This is a genomic window from Rhodococcus sp. G6(2025) (assembly GCF_058628105.1).
The window spans coordinates 395992-415627 of the sequence record NZ_CP179752.1; the positions used below are offsets into that span (position 1 = coordinate 395992).

General features: G+C 64.5%; 18 protein-coding genes. 14 read left to right on the top strand and 4 right to left on the bottom strand.

Annotated features, from left to right (window positions below):
• The first annotated feature begins 170 nt into the window (after positions 1-170).
• From ACLIVD_RS42700 to ACLIVD_RS42750, 11 genes are all read left to right on the top strand, one after another.
• Complete coding sequence (locus tag ACLIVD_RS42700) at positions 171-1619, top strand: aldehyde dehydrogenase family protein (RefSeq protein WP_491933803.1); 1449 nt, start codon at positions 171-173, stop codon at positions 1617-1619.
• The gene (locus ACLIVD_RS42705) at positions 1616-2770 is read left to right on the top strand and encodes an acyl-CoA dehydrogenase family protein (RefSeq protein WP_491933804.1); all 1155 of its coding nucleotides are present in this window, start codon (positions 1616-1618) and stop codon (positions 2768-2770) included. The genes ACLIVD_RS42700 and ACLIVD_RS42705 overlap by 4 nt, the downstream gene beginning before the upstream one ends.
• Positions 2767-3570 (top strand): amidohydrolase family protein, encoded by an 804-nt coding sequence (locus tag ACLIVD_RS42710; RefSeq protein WP_283334469.1) that lies wholly within the window; start codon positions 2767-2769, stop codon positions 3568-3570. The genes ACLIVD_RS42705 and ACLIVD_RS42710 overlap by 4 nt, the downstream gene beginning before the upstream one ends.
• Before the next feature lie 113 nt (positions 3571-3683).
• Positions 3684-4469, top strand: coding sequence for a crotonase/enoyl-CoA hydratase family protein (locus ACLIVD_RS42715; protein ID WP_477922314.1), 786 nt, complete (start codon positions 3684-3686; stop codon positions 4467-4469).
• Positions 4470-4506: 37 nt separating this feature from the next.
• Positions 4507-5262: an SDR family NAD(P)-dependent oxidoreductase gene (locus tag ACLIVD_RS42720; protein ID WP_206016944.1), complete on the top strand. Its 756-nt coding sequence runs from the start codon at positions 4507-4509 to the stop codon at positions 5260-5262.
• Between the two features lie 93 nt (positions 5263-5355).
• Positions 5356-6486, top strand: a complete 1131-nt coding sequence (locus tag ACLIVD_RS42725; RefSeq protein ID WP_491933805.1) for a thiolase family protein — start codon at positions 5356-5358, stop codon at positions 6484-6486.
• 60 nt (positions 6487-6546) lie between these two features.
• Positions 6547-7311, top strand: a complete 765-nt coding sequence (locus ACLIVD_RS42730) for an SDR family NAD(P)-dependent oxidoreductase (RefSeq protein ID WP_283334465.1) — start codon at positions 6547-6549, stop codon at positions 7309-7311.
• Positions 7312-7320: 9 nt separating this feature from the next.
• Complete coding sequence (locus tag ACLIVD_RS42735) at positions 7321-8103, top strand: enoyl-CoA hydratase/isomerase family protein (protein WP_491933806.1); 783 nt, start codon at positions 7321-7323, stop codon at positions 8101-8103.
• A gap of 5 nt (positions 8104-8108) precedes the next feature.
• Positions 8109-8900: an enoyl-CoA hydratase/isomerase family protein gene (locus tag ACLIVD_RS42740; protein WP_283334463.1), complete on the top strand. Its 792-nt coding sequence runs from the start codon at positions 8109-8111 to the stop codon at positions 8898-8900.
• 31 nt (positions 8901-8931) lie between these two features.
• Positions 8932-10083, top strand: coding sequence for an acyl-CoA dehydrogenase family protein (locus ACLIVD_RS42745; RefSeq protein WP_206016477.1), 1152 nt, complete (start codon positions 8932-8934; stop codon positions 10081-10083).
• Positions 10080-11123, top strand: a complete 1044-nt coding sequence (locus ACLIVD_RS42750) for an acyl-CoA dehydrogenase family protein (RefSeq protein ID WP_206016476.1) — start codon at positions 10080-10082, stop codon at positions 11121-11123. The genes ACLIVD_RS42745 and ACLIVD_RS42750 overlap by 4 nt, the downstream gene beginning before the upstream one ends.
• 93 nt (positions 11124-11216) lie before the next feature.
• On the opposite strand, the gene ACLIVD_RS42755 is transcribed toward ACLIVD_RS42750, so the two are convergent.
• The 3 genes from ACLIVD_RS42755 to ACLIVD_RS42765 form a co-directional block, all read right to left on the bottom strand.
• Positions 11217-12323 (bottom strand): CaiB/BaiF CoA transferase family protein, encoded by a 1107-nt coding sequence (locus ACLIVD_RS42755; RefSeq protein ID WP_206016475.1) that lies wholly within the window; start codon positions 12321-12323, stop codon positions 11217-11219.
• 94 nt (positions 12324-12417) lie between these two features.
• Positions 12418-13074 carry a TetR/AcrR family transcriptional regulator gene (locus tag ACLIVD_RS42760; RefSeq protein WP_283334459.1) on the bottom strand — a complete coding sequence of 219 codons (657 nt, stop codon included), beginning with the start codon at positions 13072-13074 and terminating at the stop codon, positions 12418-12420.
• A gap of 93 nt (positions 13075-13167) precedes the next feature.
• Positions 13168-14379: an acyl-CoA dehydrogenase family protein gene (locus ACLIVD_RS42765; RefSeq protein ID WP_491933808.1), complete on the bottom strand. Its 1212-nt coding sequence runs from the start codon at positions 14377-14379 to the stop codon at positions 13168-13170.
• Between the two features lie 135 nt (positions 14380-14514).
• On the opposite strand from ACLIVD_RS42765, the gene ACLIVD_RS42770 reads away from it, so the two are divergent.
• Positions 14515-15591: an LLM class flavin-dependent oxidoreductase gene (locus tag ACLIVD_RS42770; protein WP_206016472.1), complete on the top strand. Its 1077-nt coding sequence runs from the start codon at positions 14515-14517 to the stop codon at positions 15589-15591.
• A 95-nt stretch (positions 15592-15686) separates the two neighbouring features.
• Here ACLIVD_RS42770 and ACLIVD_RS42775 read toward each other — a convergent pair whose 3' ends face one another.
• Positions 15687-16244: a nuclear transport factor 2 family protein gene (locus tag ACLIVD_RS42775; RefSeq protein ID WP_477922328.1), complete on the bottom strand. Its 558-nt coding sequence runs from the start codon at positions 16242-16244 to the stop codon at positions 15687-15689.
• Between the two features lie 517 nt (positions 16245-16761).
• Between ACLIVD_RS42775 and ACLIVD_RS42780 the strand changes: the two genes are divergently transcribed.
• Complete coding sequence (locus ACLIVD_RS42780; protein WP_491933810.1) at positions 16762-18153, top strand: MFS transporter; 1392 nt, start codon at positions 16762-16764, stop codon at positions 18151-18153.
• 33 nt (positions 18154-18186) lie between these two features.
• Positions 18187-19623, top strand: a complete 1437-nt coding sequence (locus ACLIVD_RS42785) for an MFS transporter (RefSeq protein ID WP_491933812.1) — start codon at positions 18187-18189, stop codon at positions 19621-19623.
• The last annotated feature ends 13 nt before the right edge of the window (positions 19624-19636 follow it).

The window sequence follows — 19636 nt, forward strand, 5'->3', positions numbered from 1 at the left end:
GGTTGGGCGTGGGCGAATGGCCGACCGCGGCGTCTGTGGCGACACCTCAGCCACGCCGGGCCGGGCGTCAACAAAAAATAGTCGGTGAACAAATCTTAGCGGAAGGAGTGTCTGGGGAGAAGACAATCCTTGTTGGTTGACAAATTAAGGTTATGAGGCATGCTGTTGTTATGAGCATCACTCGTTCGGAGTCAATCCCACCACCTCAGGGTCTCGTGAAGGCATACGGTCAGTGGATCGACGGCGCGGAGCGGTACACGCCCGGGGGCAAGCGCCTCACCACCAACTCCCGATGGACAGGTGGCGCAGTTGCCGAGATCGCCGCTGGGGGTCGCGCCGACGTCGAGGCGGCTGTCTCTGCCGCATCCTCCGCAGCAACCGGTTGGCGTGAACTCAAGTCGGGGGAGCGCGGCCGGTTGATGGCCGACATCGCTCACGGGATCCGCGCCGAACGGGAGCTCCTTGCCGAACTCGAGGGCGCCGAGGCCGGTAAGCCCGGTCCACAGGCATTGCGCGAAGTCGATTCCGCCGCAGATTATTTCGACTTCTACGCGGGGCTCGCCAACATCCCTTCGGGTGAGGTGATCGACCTCGGACCGGGTCGGCACGGCTACACGACCAACGAGCCGTACGGCGTCATCGGCGTGATCACCCCCTGGAACGCGCCGCTCAATCAAGCGGCCAGAGCGATTGCTCCAGCGATCCTCGCAGGGAACACAGCGGTGGTGAAGCCGTCCGAATTTACTTCCGCGACCACCCTCGAGCTTGCCCGCATCGCCACCGAAGCCGGCCTCCCCAACGGTGTTCTGAACGTCGTGACGGGCACCGGCGCGGCGGTGGGCCAACCACTGATCGAGCACGCAGACGTGCGGAAGGTGGCCTTCACCGGCTCGGTGCAGACCGGCCGTGCCATCGGACGGACAGCGGCGGACCGAGTGCTGCCGCTCACCCTCGAACTGGGTGGAAAGTCCGCGAATATTGTTTTCTCGGACGCGAACCTGCGGGCAGCCGCGGAAGGCGCGGTACGTGCCTTCACCGGCAATGCGGGTCAGATCTGCAGTGCCGGCACTCGCCTTCTCGTGGCCGACGAAATCTACGACGAATTCGTCTCTCTCCTTCTCGATCAGGTGCGCACGGTGAAGCCGGGTGAGTCCTATGGACACATCGTCACGGAGGAACAATTCACCAAGGTGCAGAAGTACTTCGACGTGGCCAAAGCGGACGGCGCGACCCTCGCGGCCGGCGGTGCCGCGACCGGAGACGGCTGGTTGATCGAGCCGACCGTCTACACCGACGTCACCAACCAGATGACGATCGCGCGTGAGGAAGTGTTCGGTCCTGTCCTGACCGTTCTCAGGTTCGGCACCGAGGACGAGGCTGTCGCGATCGCCAACGATTCCGAATTCGGACTCGCGGCGGGCGTGTGGACCGGAGACGTCGCGCGGGCCCACCGGGTCTCTGCCCGTCTCGAGGCCGGACAGGTCTATGTGAACGACTGGGTCGCCGGCCTCGTCGAGGGACCGTTCGGCGGAGTCAAGAACAGTGGATACGGCAGGGAGAAGGGCATGGAAGCACTACGTCATTACACTCAGACCAAGTTCGTGGTGGTGAAGCTGTGAGCGAGCGCTTCCCCATCCTCGAGCCCGAATACCGTGTGCTCCAGGCCCGTGCCCGCGACTTGGCCGATCGTTGCCTTCCACACGCCGATCGCGCGGACGAATCCGACTCCGTCGACGCCGAAGTGCTCGCCCTACTCAAGGACAGCGGCCTCGCGGCCGTGCAGGTCCCAGCCAAGTACGGCGGCGAGTTCGAGTCTCCCGACTCCCTCGCTGTGACGGTCGTCCGGGAACAACTCGCAGCGGCTTCGAGCCACGTCGACTCTCTTTTCGCCATGCAGGGCATCGGCAGCTATGCGATCGCCGTCGGCGGGACCGACGAGATCCGCGAGCAGTGGCTTCCGCGGGTGGCGCGTATGGAGGCGATCGCCGCGCTGGCTCTGACCGAACCCGAAGTCGGATCGGACCTCAAATCGCTGTCCACCACAATCGCCGAAGACGGCGACGACGTGATCATCCGTGGAACAAAGAGTTTCATCACCAACGGGGGCGACGCCGACTACTACTGCGTTCTGGGCAAGGAAGCTGTCAACGGCAGGTCCGGGTATTCCCTGGTGCTCGTGCCCGCGAACACTTCCGGTGTCAGAACCAGTCGTCCTTACCAGATCATGGCCCCCCACGTCCTGGGTGACATCGAGTTCGACAATGTCCGTGTTCCCAACACCCATCGCCTCGGTGAGCCCGGTAGGGGATTCGCGCTCGTACTGGCCACCCTGGCCACCTTCCGAGTTTCGGTCGCCGGCGCCGCCCTCGGCACCGCGCAGGCAGCGCTCGACGACGCCCTCGCGCACACCACGACCCGGAAACAATTCGACAGCCCGTTGGCGCGTCTCGGCCCGATTCCTCAGATGCTGGCGATGTCCTGGACCGAGATCGAGATGGCGCGGGCGTTCACGTACCAGGTAGCCCGCGCCGCCGCCTCCGATCCACGCGGCAGCCTGGACCTGTCGTCGATGGCGAAGATCGGCGCGACGGAGGTTACCGGTCGTGTCGTCGACCGCAGCGTGCAGATGATGGGCCGATTCGGTCTGGTCCGCGGATCCCGCATCGAACGCCTCTATCGAGCGGCCCGGCCGATGCGGGTGTACGAGGGCGCGACCGAAGTACTGCTCGACTCGTTGTCCAAGCAGCTTATCAAGGAGCACTCCCGATGATCATTGACGCACACTGTCACGTCTGGCCGGACGAGATCGCCCGCAAAGTGCTCGCCGACCGGCCCGTCGGCCTGGACCCGGTCCACGACGGCACCCTCGACGGGCTACGACGCACGATGGACAACGCCGGCATCGACATGGCAATGACTCTCGCGGTGGCAAATGCCGGTCGAACCGTCTGGCGCACAAACGAGTTCGTGGGGCGAGTCGACCGCTCCCGTTTCTTGCCGTTCGGTACGGTTCACCCCGATCTCTCGGTCGAGGACAACCTCGCCGCTCTCCGTGAGAACGGCATCATGGGCGTCAAGCTCCACCCGCTCTTCCAATCGGTCGCCTTCAGTGACACAAGGACGCGTGAGATCCTCACTGCCCTGGCCGAGAACGACGTCCCGGTGATCGCGCACGTCGGCTCCGGAGGTACCGAAGAGCAGAACGACCGGGGAGCGCCGCGCGATCTCAACGCGATGATGAAGCACATCCCCGGACTCCGGCTGATCGCCGCGCACTATGGCGGTTACCAAGTGCTGGATGAGGCCGAGCAGTGGTCGGTGGGGACCGGGGTGTACCTCGAGACCTCGTGGCCACCGAGCATGGGCACCCTCCCCGTCGAACGGATCAGGCGGATCATTCGAGAGCACGGCGCCGATCGCGTCGTGTACGGCTCGGACTGGCCGATGACCGACCCCGCAACGGAAATCGCGGCCATTCGTGCACTCGGGCTGAGCGCCGACGAGGAACGCGGCGTCCTGGGCGGCAACCTTGCCCGCCTGCTGCGACTGGAATTGCCGGCGAACACCTGACTCCTCGAACGCTGTTTCAGGAGAGGGCTACCCGGCCTGCACACCATTTACGACGCGATGTCGAACGGCGAAACCCGGCTCGACGCCGCCCCACGACTACCAGGAAGCTGACCATGACCTCCATCGACACCGCCGCAGAGGAGCCGGTGCTCGTCTCCGACGACCGCGGCGTGCGCATCATTACGTTGAATCGGCCCGCTGCGCGCAATGCGGTCAACCTCGAGATGGCCACCGCGATCGACGCGGCGCTCACCGAGTTCGACGAGCGCCGCGACCTCACGGTTGCCGTCCTGGCGGCGAACGGGCCGACCTTCTGCGCGGGCATGGACCTGAAAGGGTTTCTGCGCGGGGAGCGGCCGATCACACCGAGGCGAGGATTTGCGGGACTAGTACAGGAGCCCCCACGCAAGCCCCTCATCGCCGCGGTCGACGGTCCCGCGGTCGCGGGTGGCTTCGAAATCGTTCTGGCCTGCGACATGATCATCGCCGCGGAAAGTGCGTTCTTCGCTTTGCCCGAGGTGAAGCGGGGCCTCGTCGCCGCCGGAGGCGGCCTGCTGCGGCTGCCCGGGCGGCTGCCCTATCCATTGGCGATGGAGTTGGCACTCACCGGCAAAAATATGTCGGCACGCGAGGCCGCCGAGCGCGGCCTGGTCAACAGGATCGTCGAGCCCGGCACGGCGGTGGCCGCCGCGCTCGAACTCGCAACGGAGATTGCCGCCTGCGGTCCGCTGGCGGTCGCGGCGACCAAGCAGATCATCCAAGACAGCCCGAGCTGGCCAGCAGCCGAAGCGTTCGCACGGCAATCCGAGCTGACCGCGCCCGTGCGGTCGTCGGCAGACGCCATCGAGGGTGCGCGTGCCTTCACTGAGAAGCGTGCACCGGTGTGGACAGGCGCATGACACGCGGCGGTACGTGCGAATCGGAGAGGACGAAGATATGGATTTGAACCTGACAGGCCGCGGGGTCATTGTGACCGGGGCGAGCAAGGGGCTGGGCCGGGCTGCGGCCCGGACATTGGCGGCCGAGGGAGCGCATGTGCTCGCCGTGGCGAGGACAGAGGCCAGCTTGAACGAGTTGGCTGCGGAGCAATTCGCCGGCAAGATCGAGCCGCAGGTGTGCGATATGCGCGACCGGGAACAAGTGGCCGGTCTCGCGAAGATCGCGGTCGAGCGGCTGGGGCGTCTCGACGCGGTCGTCAACAACGCAGGCATCGCGCCCGCAGCTGACTTTCTCGAGATGGATATGTCGGTCTTCGATGAGGTCATGGAGGTCAACGTGACATCGTTGGCAGTCCTCTCGCAGGCCGCCGCGCGCCATTTCGTCGACTCGGGTTCTGGTGGCCGGATCATCAACGTGGTCTCGACATCGGGAATTCTCGGCAAGGCCACACTCGCCGCGTATTCGGCGTCGAAGGGTGCCGCTATCCAGATGACCAAGGCCCTCGCCGCCGAATGGGCCCGGCACGACATCCAGGTCAACGCCATTGCTCCCGGCGCCTTCGCCACCGAAGCGCAGTCGTATGTCACCGGCAACCCGGACGTACTGGCGAAGAGAGTGCGTAAGATCCCGGCGCGTCGTATGGCCGAGCCCGACGAGATCGGACCCCTGGTCTGCTATCTCGCGTCGGAGAGTTCGAAATTCGTGTCCGGCGCCGTCTACGTAATCGACGGCGGCGAGACTGCAAAGCAGTGACGTTCGGCCTCGACGTCTTGCGTCGAGGTAATGGCCGAGTTCCATAGGGCAAAATAGTTGTTGGCTAACAGACAATAATTCTTGGGAGTGACCATGCGAGATGCGGTAATCGTTGATGCCGTCCGTACACCGATCGGCAAGCGGAAGGGAGCGTTGGCGGACATCCACCCCGCGGTCATCTCCGCAACGGTCCTGCAAGCACTGACCGAGCGCAACAACATCGACCCGAACATCGTCGACGACGTTGTGTGGGGCTGTGTGAGCCAGGTGTCCGAGCAGGCGAGCAACGTCGGCCGAAACGCGGTGCTCACCGCGGGCTGGCCCGAGACCGTCCCGGCGACATCTGTCAACCGCGCGTGCGGATCAAGCCAGCAGGCCGTCAGCTTCGCGGCTGCTGGAATCATCGCCGGCCACTACGACTTCGCCGTGGCCGGCGGGGTCGAATCGATGACCCGAGTGCCGATGGGAAGTGCCGCCCAGGACGGTCAGCCGGCGCCCACCACTCTGCTGGAGCGCTACGGCGTCCAGGGCTTCAACCAGGGCATCGGTGCCGAGATGATCGCGGAGCGCTGGGGAATGTCCCGCGCAGCGCTCGACGAGTACTCGCTGCGGTCGCACCGGCTGGCGGCCGAGGCAACCGATGCGGGGGCATTCGCCTCACAGTTGGTACCGCTCGGCGGCCTTGACGCGGACGAGGGCATTCGCCGGGGCGGGACACTCGAGAGGCTCGCCACCCTGCCGACCCCCTTCAAGGAGGGCGGAGTGGTCTCGGCGGGAAACGCCTCACAGATTTCGGACGGCGCCGGCGCCCTGCTCCTGACGTCGTCGGAGGTTGCCGGCAGCAACGGCCTCACACCGATCGCGCGTATTCACACCGCGGTCGTGGCAGGTGACGATCCCGTGATCATGCTGACAGCCCCGATCCGGGCGACGGAACTGGCACTGAAGAAGTCCGGACTGTCGATCGACGAGATCGGTGTGTTCGAAGTCAACGAGGCGTTCGCGTCGGTCCCGCTGGCGTGGCTGGCCGAGACCGGAGCGAAGGAAGATCGGCTCAATCCTCTCGGCGGAGCCATCGCCGTCGGGCACCCGCTCGGAGGATCCGGTGCCATCCTGATGACCCGCCTCATAAATCACATGCGAGACAACGGTATTCGATATGGTCTCCAGACCATGTGTGAGGCCGGCGGCCTGGCCAACGCGACGATCCTCGAGCTGCTCTAGTCAACGAACCCACCCACGTTCGTTGAGCCCCAAAGATTTCGAAGAACAAGGAGAAGAACAATGCAGGTAAACGGATCCGTTTTCGCTATAACGGGCGGAGCGTCCGGCCTCGGGCTCGCCACTGCGAAGCGACTGCTCGACGGCGGCGCAAAGGTGGCACTCATCGACCTCCCCAATTCGGACGGCGAAACGCTGGCAAAGGAACTCGGTGACAACGCTCTTTTCGCAGCTGGAGACGTAACCGACGAGGTCTCGTTCGGCGATGCACTGGATGCAGCCGAGACTCTGGGGCCGCTCCGCGGACTGGTGCACTGCGCCGGCAGTGGTCGCCGGGTCCGAATCCTGGACAAGGAAGGCAACCCCGGGTCCCTCGCCGACTACGAGTTCGTCATCAAGCTCAACCTGATCGGCAGCTTCAACGCGCTCCGTCTGGCGGCCGCACGGATGGCCAAGCACGAGGCGATCGACGGCGAGCGCGGCGCGATCATCATGACGGCGTCCGTCGCGGCCTTCGAGGGCCAGATCGGTCAGATCAACTACTCCGCAGCGAAGGCAGGAGTCGTCGGCATGACGATCACCGGTGCACGCGATCTCGCCAGCAAGAACATTCGCGTGTGCACCATCGCCCCCGGCATCGTGGACACGCCGCTGCTGGGTCGGCTGCGCGAGGACATCCGTGACGGACTGGCGGCCAGCGTTCCCAATCCGTCCCGGCTCGGGTTGCCCGAAGAGTACGCGCACCTGGCTCTGAGCATTCTGGAGAACGGTTACCTCAACGGCGAGACGATCCGCCTCGACGGTGCTCTCCGCATGGCACCGCGCTAGGCATCGCACATGGCTGACTTGGAGTACACCGTCGAAGGCGGCGTGGGGACGATTCTGCTCAATCGCCCCCACGCGAAGAACGCCTTCACACTCGAGATGATCGACGCCTGGGCGGCTGCGCTCCGGTCGGCGCGCACGGATCCGGATGTACGGGTCGTCGTGGTCACCGGCGCCGGGGGAGCGTTCTGCTCAGGTATCGACCTGTCGGTGCTCGACGCCGTCGGTGCCGAACCGATGGCCTTAAAGACCATGCTGACAGAAGGAGTCCACCAGGTCGCCCGCGCCGCGGACGATCTGACCAAGCCTCTCATCGCCGCCGTGAACGGTGCCGCGGTGGGAGCCGGGCTGGATATGGCACTCATGTGCGATATTCGTATCCTCGCGGAGTCGGCCCGGCTGTCGGAGGCATACATCCGCGTCGGACTCGTACCAGGCGACGGCGGGTGCTACTACCTGCCGCGCCTGGTCGGCATGTCCAAAGCGCTCGAACTGTTGTGGACCGGCGACTTCGTGGACGCGGCCGAGGCCTTGCGAATCGGTCTGGCAAACGCCGTTCATCCCGACGACGAGTTCACCGACGGTTATCGGCGCTTCGCGGACAGACTCGCCGCACAACCACCGATCAACATCGCGATGATCAAACGAGCCGCCCAGCAATCCGTCCATTCCGATCTGCGGACCGCGCTCGATCTGATTTCCTCCCACCTGGCCGTCGTGCACGGGACGAGGGACTCTGCCGAGGCGCGCGCCGCGTTCGCCGAGCGGCGCACCCCCACGTTCGAAGGCAGATGATTCCGATGAACACAACGGAACCGGTAACACTCGACGCATCCGACGGCGTCACGACCATCACGCTGAACCGGCCCGAACGCAAGAACGCGATCGATACCGAGATGTGGCACACGCTCAGCGAGATGCTGCGGGAAATTCGCAACGACCCGGACACGCGTGTGGTGGTCCTGCAAGGCTCGGGCGACGCCTTCTGTGCGGGCGCAGATGTCGCCAAGAGCAAACATCAGGAGCATCCGATCCCGCGGCTGCGCCGTATCGGCGACGTAGCATCGTCGCTGTTCGAATTGCCAATGCCCGTTATCGCCAAGGTGGACGGGGTGGCAGCCGGTGCCGGGGCCAACATGGCGTTGGCCTGCGATCTCGTCGTCGCATCCAGCAGGGCGCGGTTCAGTCAGATCTTCGTGAAGCGGGGGCTCTCCCTCGACTTCGGTGGATCCTGGCTGCTCCCGCGAATCGTCGGGCTGCAGCAGGCGAAGCGCCTTGCGATGCTCGCCGAGGTGATCGACGTCGACGAGGCATACCGCCTGGGAATGGTGACCTGGGTTCGCCCGCCCGAAGAATTGGACGGCTTCGTCGCCGACCTCGCTGGACAGCTGGCAGCACTGCCTCCGATCGCCATGGCGCAGACCAAGAGCCTGCTCAACGAGGGCGTCGGGATCGACCTACCCGCCGCGATTCGGAACGAGGCCGCTGCACAGGCGGTCAATTTTGCCACCGACGACGCACCTGCCGCGTTTCGGTCGTTCCTCGACAGATCCGACCCACCGAGCTATACGGGCCGATGGTCCGTGCGGTGAGCGACACCCGCCACGCCCTGGAAGGGTACCGATGGAGTTCCTGAACCTTGCCGCCGTAAGAGAGCCCGAGCGGCTCGTCGAGTTGCGGCACCGAGTACGCGCATTTCTAGCCGACGAAATCTCGTCGGGTCGAATCACCCCACACAGCGACCAGTGGCTCGCCGGCTGGGACCCGGGTTTCAGCCGCCGGCTCGCCGAGCAGGGTTGGATCGGGATGGCCTTTCCTGCCAAGTACGGCGGGTCTGCCCAGGGCGCGCTGGCTCGTTTCGTCGTCACCGAGGAACTGCTGGCGGCAGGTGCACCGGTCGCTGCGCACTGGATCGCGGACCGTCAGTCGGGGCAGGCTCTCCTGTCATTCGGGTCCGAGGAGCAACGACAGGCGTTCCTGCCCGTCATCGCGCGGGGCGAGTGCTATTTCGCGATCGGCATGAGCGAACCGGACACCGGGTCGGATCTTGCCTCGGTGCGGACCCGCGGAGCCCGAGTGGATGGTGGCTGGAAGGTCTCAGGCACGAAGATCTGGACCAGTGGAGCGCATCATGCGCACGCGATGATCGCGTTGATCCGCACCGAGCCGCTCGGCGAGAAGCGCCACGCGGGGCTGACACAGGTCATCGTTGAGCTCCCTGATCCGAGCGTCGAAGTGCGACCGATCAAGCTGCTGACCGGAGAGCATCACTTCAACGAGGTCGTCTTCCACGACACCTTCGTGCCGGATTCGCGCGTCCTGGGCGAGCCGGGGGCGGGGTGGAAGCAAGTAACCAGTGAGCTCGCCTTCGAGCGAAGCGGTCCCGAGCGCATCCTGTCGACGTTCCCACTCCTCGTCGAGGCTCTCCGCGAGTCGAATCGGCTAGGGGAGACGGTGGATCGCGTTCGCTTGGGGGAGCTGATCTCGCGTCTGTGGGCCCTCCGACAGATGTCACTCGCGGTCGCCGGGCGACTCGAGCAAGGGGACGATCCGGCGGTCGCCGCGGCCATGGTCAAAGACCTCGGGACCACCCTCGAGGGGGACCTCATCGACAGTGTGCGGATGATGGTTGGCATCGAGCCGGACCCGGCCGCGTTGAGCCGATTGCCGCGGATGCTCGCGGAGGCGTTGCTGCACAGTCCCGGATTCACTCTGCGCGGCGGTACGAACGAAATTCTGCGCGGGGTCGTAGCGAAAGCGGTGAATGTGTCATGAGTGAGATCATCGAGGCACTGACGGAGGCGGTCGAGGACGCGTGTGTCCGGCATCCGTCGTCGGCGGGTACGAACTGGAACGCCGCACTGTGGTCGGCACTCGATCAGATCGGCATCACCCTGTTGTCGATCGACGAGGAGGAGGGCGGCTCGGGGGGTGACGTCTCCGCTGCCGCCGCTGTCCTGGAGGTCCTCGGAGAGTATTGCGCCGAGGTCCCCTTCGTGGAGACCGCGCTGCAGGGGGCATGGCTTCTCGCCTCCTGTCGTGCCGAGATCCCGGCCGGCCCGATGACTGCTGCGGTCGCAGGATCCGGCGTAACTCTGGCGGAGGAATCCGGCGCGTGGACGATCGACGGCGAGCTGACCCGAGTTCCGTGGGCTCGGATCGCAGAACACCTGGTGGTCTTGGCGGGGCGACACGTAGTGCTCCTCGGCCGCAACGACTTCGAGATCGAGGCCGGCACCAACGTGGCGGGGGAGCCGCGCGACCGGGTGACGATGCGCCGTGTGTCACTCCCGGCGAGCAGCGTCCATTCCGTTCCTGAAGACTCTGATGTGACCGAGGAGCTCTTCGTCGCACGTGGCGCCGTGGGTCGTATGGCGATGTCCTCAGGAGCGTCCCGCAGGGCACTTCGGATGTCGCTGGCGTACGCCTCGGAGCGAACACAGTTCGGGCGGCCCTTGGGTGCCTTCCAATCCGTGCAACACCAGATTGCGAGGATGGCCGGCGAGGTCATGCTCTGCAAGACGGTCTCCAAATTCTCGGCGATGGCGCTGGACGAGAAGGAGCCATCGTGGCAGTTCGAGGTCGCCGCGGCGCAGGTTTCCACGGGAGCAGCCGCGGGCACCGTTGCGAAAATCGCACACCAGGTTCATGGAGCGATCGGGTTCACCGAGGAGCACGATCTCCGGTTGTGCACCACCCGGATCTGGAGTTGGCGAGACGAATTCGGGGGTGCACGCCGGCGAGCCGAAGAAGTGGGAGCCCGCGCGCTGGACGCCGGCGCAGCCGGTCTCTGGCCATTGCTCGCTGGAAAATAGTGATCGCTGTGCGCGTCGGGTGAACGCGTCGTGACGAAACAGAACCTCCGCTCCGATCCCGGAGTGGAGGTTCTGTATTCGGGCCGGGAACGCTTAGGTGGCGTTCGCCTGGCTCCAATCCTCGAGTACGGTCGCCGCATCGATGGCGTGGGTCGGCATGGGCCGGGGAGCACCCGGTTCGGTTCGTGAGAATCGGGGGGCGGCGACGGGCTGAACGATGCCGTTCAATTCCTGCACGATGCCGCGCTGAACCATGTGATCGTGACGAGCGGCCTCGTCGAAGGAAAGCACGGGTGTCACACATGCATCGATCGAACCGAAGGCGTCGATCCAGTGCTGGCGTGGCCGGGCGCCGAAGGCCGTGGTGAGTCGCTCGCGTATCGCAGGCCACCCGGATCGGTCGTGCTGGTCCGGCAGGTCCTCTCCCTCCACGCCGACGGTTTCCAGCAGCCGCTGGTAGAACTGAGGTTCCACCGCCCCCACCGCCATGTAGCCGCCGTCGGCGCATTCGTAGGTGTCGTAGAAGGGTGCCCCGCCGTCCAAGAAGTTGGTGCCGCGTTCGGCGTTCCATGCGCCGCCGCCGTACATCGACCACAGCATGTGCGCGAGGCTGCTGGCCCCGTCGATCATGGCGGCGTCGATGACTTGGCCCGACCCGGATCTCTCGCGCTCCCACAACGCCGCCAGAACACCGACCAAAAGAAACATGGAGCCGCCACCGTAGTCGCCGATGAGGTTGAGCGGCGGCACCGGTCGTTCGCCGGTGCGGCCGACGCTGTTGAGGATGCCGGCGATGGAGAGATAATTGATGTCGTGCCCGGCCGCCTGCGCCAGCGGCCCGCTCTGCCCCCACCCGGTCATCCGGCCGTATACGAGGCGGGGGTTCACCTCGAGGCAGGCGTCGGGTCCGAGACCGAGACGTTCGGCTACACCGGGGCGATATCCCTCGATCAGTATGTCCGAGTGCTGCACCAACTCGAGGACGGTCGCGCGATCGGTAGCCGATTTGAGGTCGGCGGTAACGATCCGCCGACCGCGCAACTGCTCGTTGCGACCGTGTGTGCCCAGCCCGAACGGCGCGTCGGGACGCTCCACCCGGACCACGTCGGCACCCAGATCGGCAAGGATCATTCCAGCGTGCGGGCCTGGGCCGATGCTGGCCAGCTCGACCACTCGGATTCCTACCAGCGGTCCTGTCATGGGATGCCTCATTCCGCCCGCAGACGAAAACACGTCGCAGGTCGTTCGTATGCGTATTGAGTCCGATGTGTGCAAATGCGATGCGATCAGATAGTCAGGCCGGGCGGCGCTCCGGTCCGCCGCCGGCCGGCTCTGCGGCGAGATTGCTCATCACCTGATCGATGAAGGTGGTGAGCACGGCACCGGAATCGATTCCAGCTGTCTCCAGCTTCCACAGGTAGCCCACCCCGCGCAGTTGCGCGACGATCATCGCGGCCTGTTCATCGGGGTCGATGCCTTTGCGGATGGAACCGTCGTGCAACCCGTTCTTGATGTAGGCGGCGATCCGAGACCGCTGGTTTCGATGAAAGTCGATGAATCGCTCGCGCAATTCGGGGACCGGCCCCACCGCCTCGAAGATCAGGGCATAAAGAGTGGCCAGCGACCGCGGACTTTTCTGGTAGGCGTTCTTGATCTCGGTTAGCATGACCCGCAACGTGTCCAGACCCGTGAGGTCGTGCACCTCCGGCTCGACAGTCTCTACATCCCAGCGCACTACGATCTCTTCGACCAACGCCTCGAGGAGCTTGGCCTTCGATCCGAAGCGAGCGGTCGCGAGGCTGCGGCTGTAACCCGCCCGCTCGCCGACGGTAGCCAATGTCATCGACTGGTAGCCGCCGTCGGCGACAAGCTCTCCCGCGGCGCGGAGGAGGAGGCGGGTGGAGCGTTCCGAGCGGACCTGGTGGCCGTTGAGCGTCTGCTGGGCTCTCATAGCTAAAGATACTAGTTCAGCAACCAATTTTGTTCTACCCCCGTGAAACGCGGTGACGTCTTCTGCTCGGTAGCCGTGCAATAGCGCTCTGCGCTATCGAAAAGGTGTGGGCGGCAACAACCGATCGGAAACAAGACGCTGCATGATTTCGGAGGTACCTTCGAAGATCTTGGTGAGGCGAGCGTCCCGCCAGTAGCGTTCGATCGGGAAGTCCGTCGTGTAGCCGGCACCGCCGTGAATCTGCAGGGCCTCGGAGGTCACGCGTTCGGACATCTCGGCGGCGGCGTACTTCAGCATCGCGGCCCGCGCATCGGACGCCTCGCCGGCGTCGACATCGGCTGCCACCTCATACATCAGTGCGCGACAGAGCTCAATCTCTGTGGCCATGGTGGCGATCTTGAAACGGGTCGCCTGGAAATCGCCGATGGCGTGACCGAACTGTTCGCGTTCCTGCACGTACTTGATCGAGTCCTCGAGGGCACCGCGCGCGAGGCCGATGGAGCGTGCGGCGGTATGGATCCGCGGTGTCAACATTCCCGCAGCTACCCTCGCAAAGCCTTGGTCGGGCTTGCTCGGGTCCTGCTCGTACCCGAGCAGGGCATCCTCCGGAACGAAACAGTCGTCGAACGAGAGCTCGAACGTCTGCCACCCGTGATAGCCGATCTTCCGCACCGGTGTTCCCGTGCATCCGGCAGGGAATTCGCCGCGATTCTTGTACGTGATGAAACGGCGAATTCCCTTGTGCCGATGAGCAGCGTCGTACGGTTCCGTCCGTGCCACGACGACAATACCGTCGGACTGGTCGGCGAACGTGCACCACATCTTCTGTCCGTTGATCAACCACCCGCCGTCGACCTTGTCCGCACGGGTACGGATGGAGGCGATATCGGATCCCGCGCCGGGCTCGCTCATCGCGAACGCGCCGAGCCACTCACCGCGGGCGGCTCGGGGCAGAACTTCGGCGCGCTGGGAAGGGTCGAGTATCGCGGCGATGCCGGAGCGGGTGATGATGCTTGCAACGCTCATCCACGCACGGGCCAGCTCCTCGGTGATCAGCGCGTATTCGAATACGCCGAGACCGAGGCCACCGTTCTCTTCCGGAATCAAGATTCCGAAAAAACCGAGATCGCCCATCTTTGCGCGTAGAGAGTCGGGGATCAGGCCGTGTACGGGATCCAGCTCGTTCGCGATCGGGAGGACCTCCTGCATGGCGAAATCGCGAGCCATTTTCTGGATGGCCTGGCGCTCGTCGGTGTGATACGCGCGCGGAATGCTGGGTCGTGGATCGACAAGTGGACGGCTCATGAGATGCCCCGTTTCTTAGTTAGTTGACAAGCAATTTAGTGTACGTTAGTAGCTACCGATGCCGGCAGCAAGAGCCACCGCCGCAACGGGCGACCGGAATGGTGCCGCGCGATGACGCGCGAGACAAGGACCAACATGACGAAACGCACGGAGTTCTGGACCAATTTCACCTCGAGGGATCCACGCGAGGCCGCGACCGAAGCCGCACGACTCGAGGCCGATGGCTGGGACGGCGCGGTCATGGTCGATTCGCAGGCAATGTACCCCGAGGTGTGGACCTACCTTGCCACCTGCGCGCAGGCAACCAGTCGAATCACGTTGGCGACGGGTGTGACCAACCCGATCACGCGTCACCCTTCGGTGACTGCTGCGGCCGCGGCGTCTCTGCAGGTCATCTCGAACGGGCGTGCCGTACTGGGCATCGGTAGGGGAGACTCCGCGCTGGCCTACGTCGGTGCTTCACCCATGCCGATCGCACGCTTCGAGCACTATTTGGAGGTGTTGCAAACCTATCTGCGCGGCGAGATGGTGTCGATGGAGGACGCCGGTTCGATGCTCGTCGACGCCAGAATCGGCTTTCGTGATCTGGCCATCGAGTCGGGTCCGGCGGGCAGCAGCCTGAAGTGGTTGGCCGACTACGACGTCCCCAAGGTTCCGATCGAATCGTTCTCGACCGGCCCCAAAGCGATCGCTTCATCCGCCCGAGTCGCGGAGACCGTCGTTCTCGGGCTGGCAGCGGACATCAACCGCGTCGCCTGGGGTGTCGATCTCGCGAGAACTGCGGCCGCCGACGCAGGAAAGGAAGTCGGAGTGGGATGCGTCGTGATTGCGATGCCACAGGAGGACATCCGAATTGCGCGTGAAATCGTCAAGCCCACGGTGGCGACCATGGCCCGGTTCTCGGTGATGAACAACAAGGTAATCGGTCCGGCAACTGACGCTCAGGCGCAGATCATGCTGAAAATCGCCGAGGTGTACGACATGAACCGGCACGGCGAGCAGGCACCCCAGGCCCGGGTGGTTACCGACGAATTCGTCGACCAGTTCGCCATCGTCGGCAGCGTCGACACCTGCGTCGACCGGCTCAGCGAATTCATGGACCTGGGCCTGGCCCGCATGACTCTGGTGATGCCCTACACGCGGACTCCCGAAGTGGCGCATTCGTACAAGCTGTTGGTGAACGAGGTTCTGCCGCGCCTGCGCGCCTCCTGACGAGGAGACTCCCCGATCTGCGATGGCTTGCAAACTCGCAGACCATCAGGAACGGGGAGTCCCGCTTCCTACGCGCGTCCGTCTTCAGAGCGGAATTACCACTGTGCTTCGTAAATCGGATCGTCCGGATACAGACTACCGAACCGCGAGGTAGCCGGGATGCCACCGAACACATCCCCGAAGTCGGCGATCTCGTCGAAAACCTGCGCATAGTCGAAGACTACGGTGCGGCGCAGGACTTTCCACTCACCGTCCCGCTGTTCGCAGAAATCCCGATACCGGCCACCCATCATCTCGATACGATTCGCGGCCGGAAGCACCATCACGTACACCACCGCAGTCTCCCGCCGGGCAGTGCTGCCGTTCACGTTGATCAGCGTGTTGGTGATGTAGTGGTGGGAGCGGTGTTCGCTGCTCTTTTGACCACGGTAGGCCCATTCGCAGAACTCGTGAGCCGATCCGTCGAAGGCACCGTGGTTGTCCGTCGCTTCCGGCCAGAAGGTCGACTTCATCGTCTCGACGTCCTTTCGGTCCATGGCGCGGCAGTAGAGAGCCATGTTCTCGTACAGCTTCTGTTTATCGAGTAGATCGATGATTTCCTCGCTGGAGACCTGCCGAGCCGGGCTGGGCTCGGTGCTGATTGTGTTGTCCATCGTGCGGCCTTTCGTCGGATTCGCTTCTTCGATCGGGTTGAAGGGGAGCCAGATTGGCGCCGAGAATGCCGGTCGCTGCCAGGGCGGCGATGGCCACTCCACAGATGCGCCGCTCGATGCAGCGACAGGTTGGTGAGAAGGCTCTCGGCGAAGATGAGCAGACCACCTCGGTCTTTGTATGTCAACCAACTAACTTTGCTGGCCTCGCCGCGGCTACCGGAAGCAAGAAGCGCGACGGGAAATTCTCTAGCCGCACGGATTTGCGCGTAGGGCCCCATTCGCCGACGAACCGTCCGGCGCGGGATCTGATCCCGTCGGGGACGGTGACGGCATGGTCGACGACCGTCTCTGCAGAAAAAAATTGTGAGTTGACAAGCAAGTTAAAAAGGCAGATCGTATGTGTGACGGACAACACCATGGACACGCCGATGACGGGCGCAGCGGATCACCGCCGCCCATTCGGTGTCGATCCCCGTGTCTTCGCCTTCCGCCCACCGCCATCCACGGAGGACCACACGTGTCTCAGCGCCCCGAGCTCGACGTTCAACGAATAATCGACGACGCACCGTTCTCAACTCTCCAACGCACGTCGATAGCCATGGTGATGCTCATTTCCATGTTCATCGGGTTCGACGCACTGGTCATGGCGATCACAGCACCGTCGATCGCCGCAGACTGGGGAACCAGCACGGCCGGTCTCACGCCGGCGATCGTCGCGTCCCTGGTCGGCATGATCATCGGTAGTGCGCTGCTCGCTCCGCGAGCCGACCGGTATGGCAGGCGTCCCGTGTTGATCTGGGGAGTCGTCCTGTTCGGCATCATGACGCTTGCCGTGGTCGCCGTGAACGACCTCGAGCAGATGTTCGTATTGCGTTTCATTGCTGGTATCGGACTCGGTGCCGTGCTGCCCAGCACCTTCGCGTATGGCGCGGAGTTCGCGCCGAAACGTCGGCGCGCCACCGTCGTCACCATCGTCGGTGCCACGAGTGCCGGCGGTGGATTCCTCGGCAGCCTCCTGGCCACCGCGATCGAACCGGCGTTCGGCTGGCGATCGGTGTTCGTTCTCGGCGGAGCGCTCCCGCTCGTCCTCGTGCCGGCGTTCCTACGCTGGCTTCCGGAGACGATTCAATTCCTGACGCTCGCCGGCGAGGCAGACCGGGCGCGGACGATGTTGCGGTCCATCGATCCTCGGACAGTCAGCTCCGTAGACGGGGGACTCTTCATGAGTGATCACCGCGACGGCGGCAAGCCGTCGGTGAAACTCCTCTTCGCCAAGCAGCTCGCCCCGGTGACCGTTCTGCTCAGTATCGTCTTCTTCAGTGCAGTGTTGCTGATCCTATTCTTGATGTCCTGGATTCCGTCGGTGCTCACCGATGCCGGCATGTCGACCGGCCACGCCGTGGCAGCCTCGGCAGTCTGCAACCTGGGTGCGATGTTCGGCGGTATCACCATCGGCATGGCAGCAGATCGCAGCGAGCGCCCGTGGCGCATGTTGAGCGTCTGCTTCGCCACCGCCGCTGTCGCGATCGTGGTTACCGCGTTATCGCTCGGATCCGTTGTCGCTTTGATGATTTCCGTGTTCGTGGTGGGGGCGTTCGCCATCGGGACCCAGATCTGCGTCAACGCCGTAGCCGCGGCCTTCTACCCGAGCTGGCTGCGGGCGACCGGTATGGGTGTCCTGTCGGGATTCGACCGGGTCGGCTCCGTCGCAGGTCCCGCAATCGGCGGGGCGCTTCTCGCCGCTCACGTTCCGGCGAAGTCTATCTTCCTGTTGGCCGTCATTCCGGCGATCATCGCCTCCGTTGCCATCGGTTCGGTTGGCCTATACACCTCGCGGCGCCGCAGGCGAGAGGTCGCCGAGGTGCAGGCACCGCAACTCTCGGGCATCACCAACGGACCCACAGGGTAGCCGCTCCGCTCTCCGGCGTTCCGTCGATCTTCATTGAGCACAGAGTTGCAGACGCGCTGTTCCACTACCACCCCACCGGAGGAACCCGTGCAATCCTCACCATTGAACGTCCAACGCGTCATCGACGACGCACCGCTATCAGCACTTCAACGCAAGGCCGTCGGGGCAATCATGCTTGTGTCGCTGTTCGATGGGTTCGACGCCCTGCTCATGGCGATCACCTCCCCGTCGATCGCGCGGGAGTGGGGGGTCTCGACCGCGAGCCTCACTCCCGCAATTGTCGCGTCGCTGCTCGGCATGATCGTCGGTGGCGTCCTGCTGGCACCGCGCGCTGACCGTTACGGTCGGCGCCCCGTGCTGATCGGGGGAGTCGCACTCTTCGGCGCAATGACACTGTGTGTCGTCGTCGCGAAGAACCTCGAGCAGATGATTGCTCTGCGTTTCCTTGCCGGAATCGGACTCGGCGCAGTCCTCCCGAACACCTATGCGTACGCAGCGGAATTCGCCCCCACCCGGAAGCGCGCCACCTTCATCACAATCGCCGGTGCGAGCAGCGCCGGCGGCGGATTCCTGGGTGGGCTGTTGGCCAGCGCCATCATCCCCAACTCAGGGTGGCGATCGGTGTTCGTCATCGGTGGTCTGTTGCCGATCCTCCTGGTGCCCGCGCTGCTGCGATGGCTGCCTGAGACCGCACAGTTCCTGACGCTCTCCGGTCAGATGGACCGGGCGCGGAAAATGCTGCGGGAGATCGACCCCCGGGCCGTCAGCTCCTCGGACGTCCAACTGATCATGCTGGATGACCGTCAAGGGAGAAAGCCGTCGGTGAAGCGCCTCTTCTCCCGGCAATTGACGCCGGTAACATTGCTGTTGGGCGTGGTCTTCTTCAACGCAATCCTACTGATTCTGTTTCTGATGTCGTGGATACCGTCGGTGCTGACCGAGGCCGGTCTCCCGGAGGGCCGTGCGGTCGCCGCCTCCGCGGTATGTAATCTCGGCGCCATGCTGGGCGGTATCGGCATTGGTATGACTGCCGACCGCAGTGGGAATCCTCGCCGCTTGCTCAGTATCTGCTTTACGATCGCTGCCGTCGCAACAGTCGTGACCGCGCTCTCGATCAGTTCTACGGCCCTGTTAATGGGTTCCGTCTTCGTGGTCGGCGCATTCGCCATCGGAACGCAAATGGCCGTGAACTCCGTCGTGGCGACAATCTACCCGAGCTGGTTGCGGGCCACAGCCATGGGCGTGCTGTCGGGTGTTGGTAGAGTGGGCTCGGTTATCGGACCCGCCATCGGAGGGGTACTTCTGGCCGCGCATGTGCCGGCAAGGACGATTTTCCTGCTGGCCGTCGTCCCGGCAATCATTGCCTCGGTCGCCCTGGCCGCGGTCGGCCTGTTCGCAGCCGCCCGGCGGAACCCGTCGTCGGACGGCGAGCGCCCGACCCCGGAGCTGTCGGGCGCAGAGGGAGTATGAATGCCGTGTTCAG

Coding starts and splice junctions, on each gene's coding strand:
- ACLIVD_RS42775 (WP_477922328.1), bottom strand. CDS start 16,244: ATGGACAACACAATCAGCACCGAGCCCAGCCCGGCTCGGCAGGTCTCC.
- ACLIVD_RS42765 (WP_491933808.1), bottom strand. CDS start 14,379: ATGAGCCGTCCACTTGTCGATCCACGACCCAGCATTCCGCGCGCGTAT.
- ACLIVD_RS42770 (WP_206016472.1), top strand. CDS start 14,515: ATGACGAAACGCACGGAGTTCTGGACCAATTTCACCTCGAGGGATCCA.
- ACLIVD_RS42750 (WP_206016476.1), top strand. CDS start 10,080: ATGAGTGAGATCATCGAGGCACTGACGGAGGCGGTCGAGGACGCGTGT.
- ACLIVD_RS42740 (WP_283334463.1), top strand. CDS start 8,109: ATGAACACAACGGAACCGGTAACACTCGACGCATCCGACGGCGTCACG.
- ACLIVD_RS42715 (WP_477922314.1), top strand. CDS start 3,684: ATGACCTCCATCGACACCGCCGCAGAGGAGCCGGTGCTCGTCTCCGAC.
- ACLIVD_RS42735 (WP_491933806.1), top strand. CDS start 7,321: ATGGCTGACTTGGAGTACACCGTCGAAGGCGGCGTGGGGACGATTCTG.
- ACLIVD_RS42755 (WP_206016475.1), bottom strand. CDS start 12,323: ATGACAGGACCGCTGGTAGGAATCCGAGTGGTCGAGCTGGCCAGCATC.
- ACLIVD_RS42700 (WP_491933803.1), top strand. CDS start 171: ATGAGCATCACTCGTTCGGAGTCAATCCCACCACCTCAGGGTCTCGTG.
- ACLIVD_RS42710 (WP_283334469.1), top strand. CDS start 2,767: ATGATCATTGACGCACACTGTCACGTCTGGCCGGACGAGATCGCCCGC.
- ACLIVD_RS42720 (WP_206016944.1), top strand. CDS start 4,507: ATGGATTTGAACCTGACAGGCCGCGGGGTCATTGTGACCGGGGCGAGC.
- ACLIVD_RS42760 (WP_283334459.1), bottom strand. CDS start 13,074: ATGAGAGCCCAGCAGACGCTCAACGGCCACCAGGTCCGCTCGGAACGC.
- ACLIVD_RS42730 (WP_283334465.1), top strand. CDS start 6,547: ATGCAGGTAAACGGATCCGTTTTCGCTATAACGGGCGGAGCGTCCGGC.
- ACLIVD_RS42745 (WP_206016477.1), top strand. CDS start 8,932: ATGGAGTTCCTGAACCTTGCCGCCGTAAGAGAGCCCGAGCGGCTCGTC.
- ACLIVD_RS42725 (WP_491933805.1), top strand. CDS start 5,356: ATGCGAGATGCGGTAATCGTTGATGCCGTCCGTACACCGATCGGCAAG.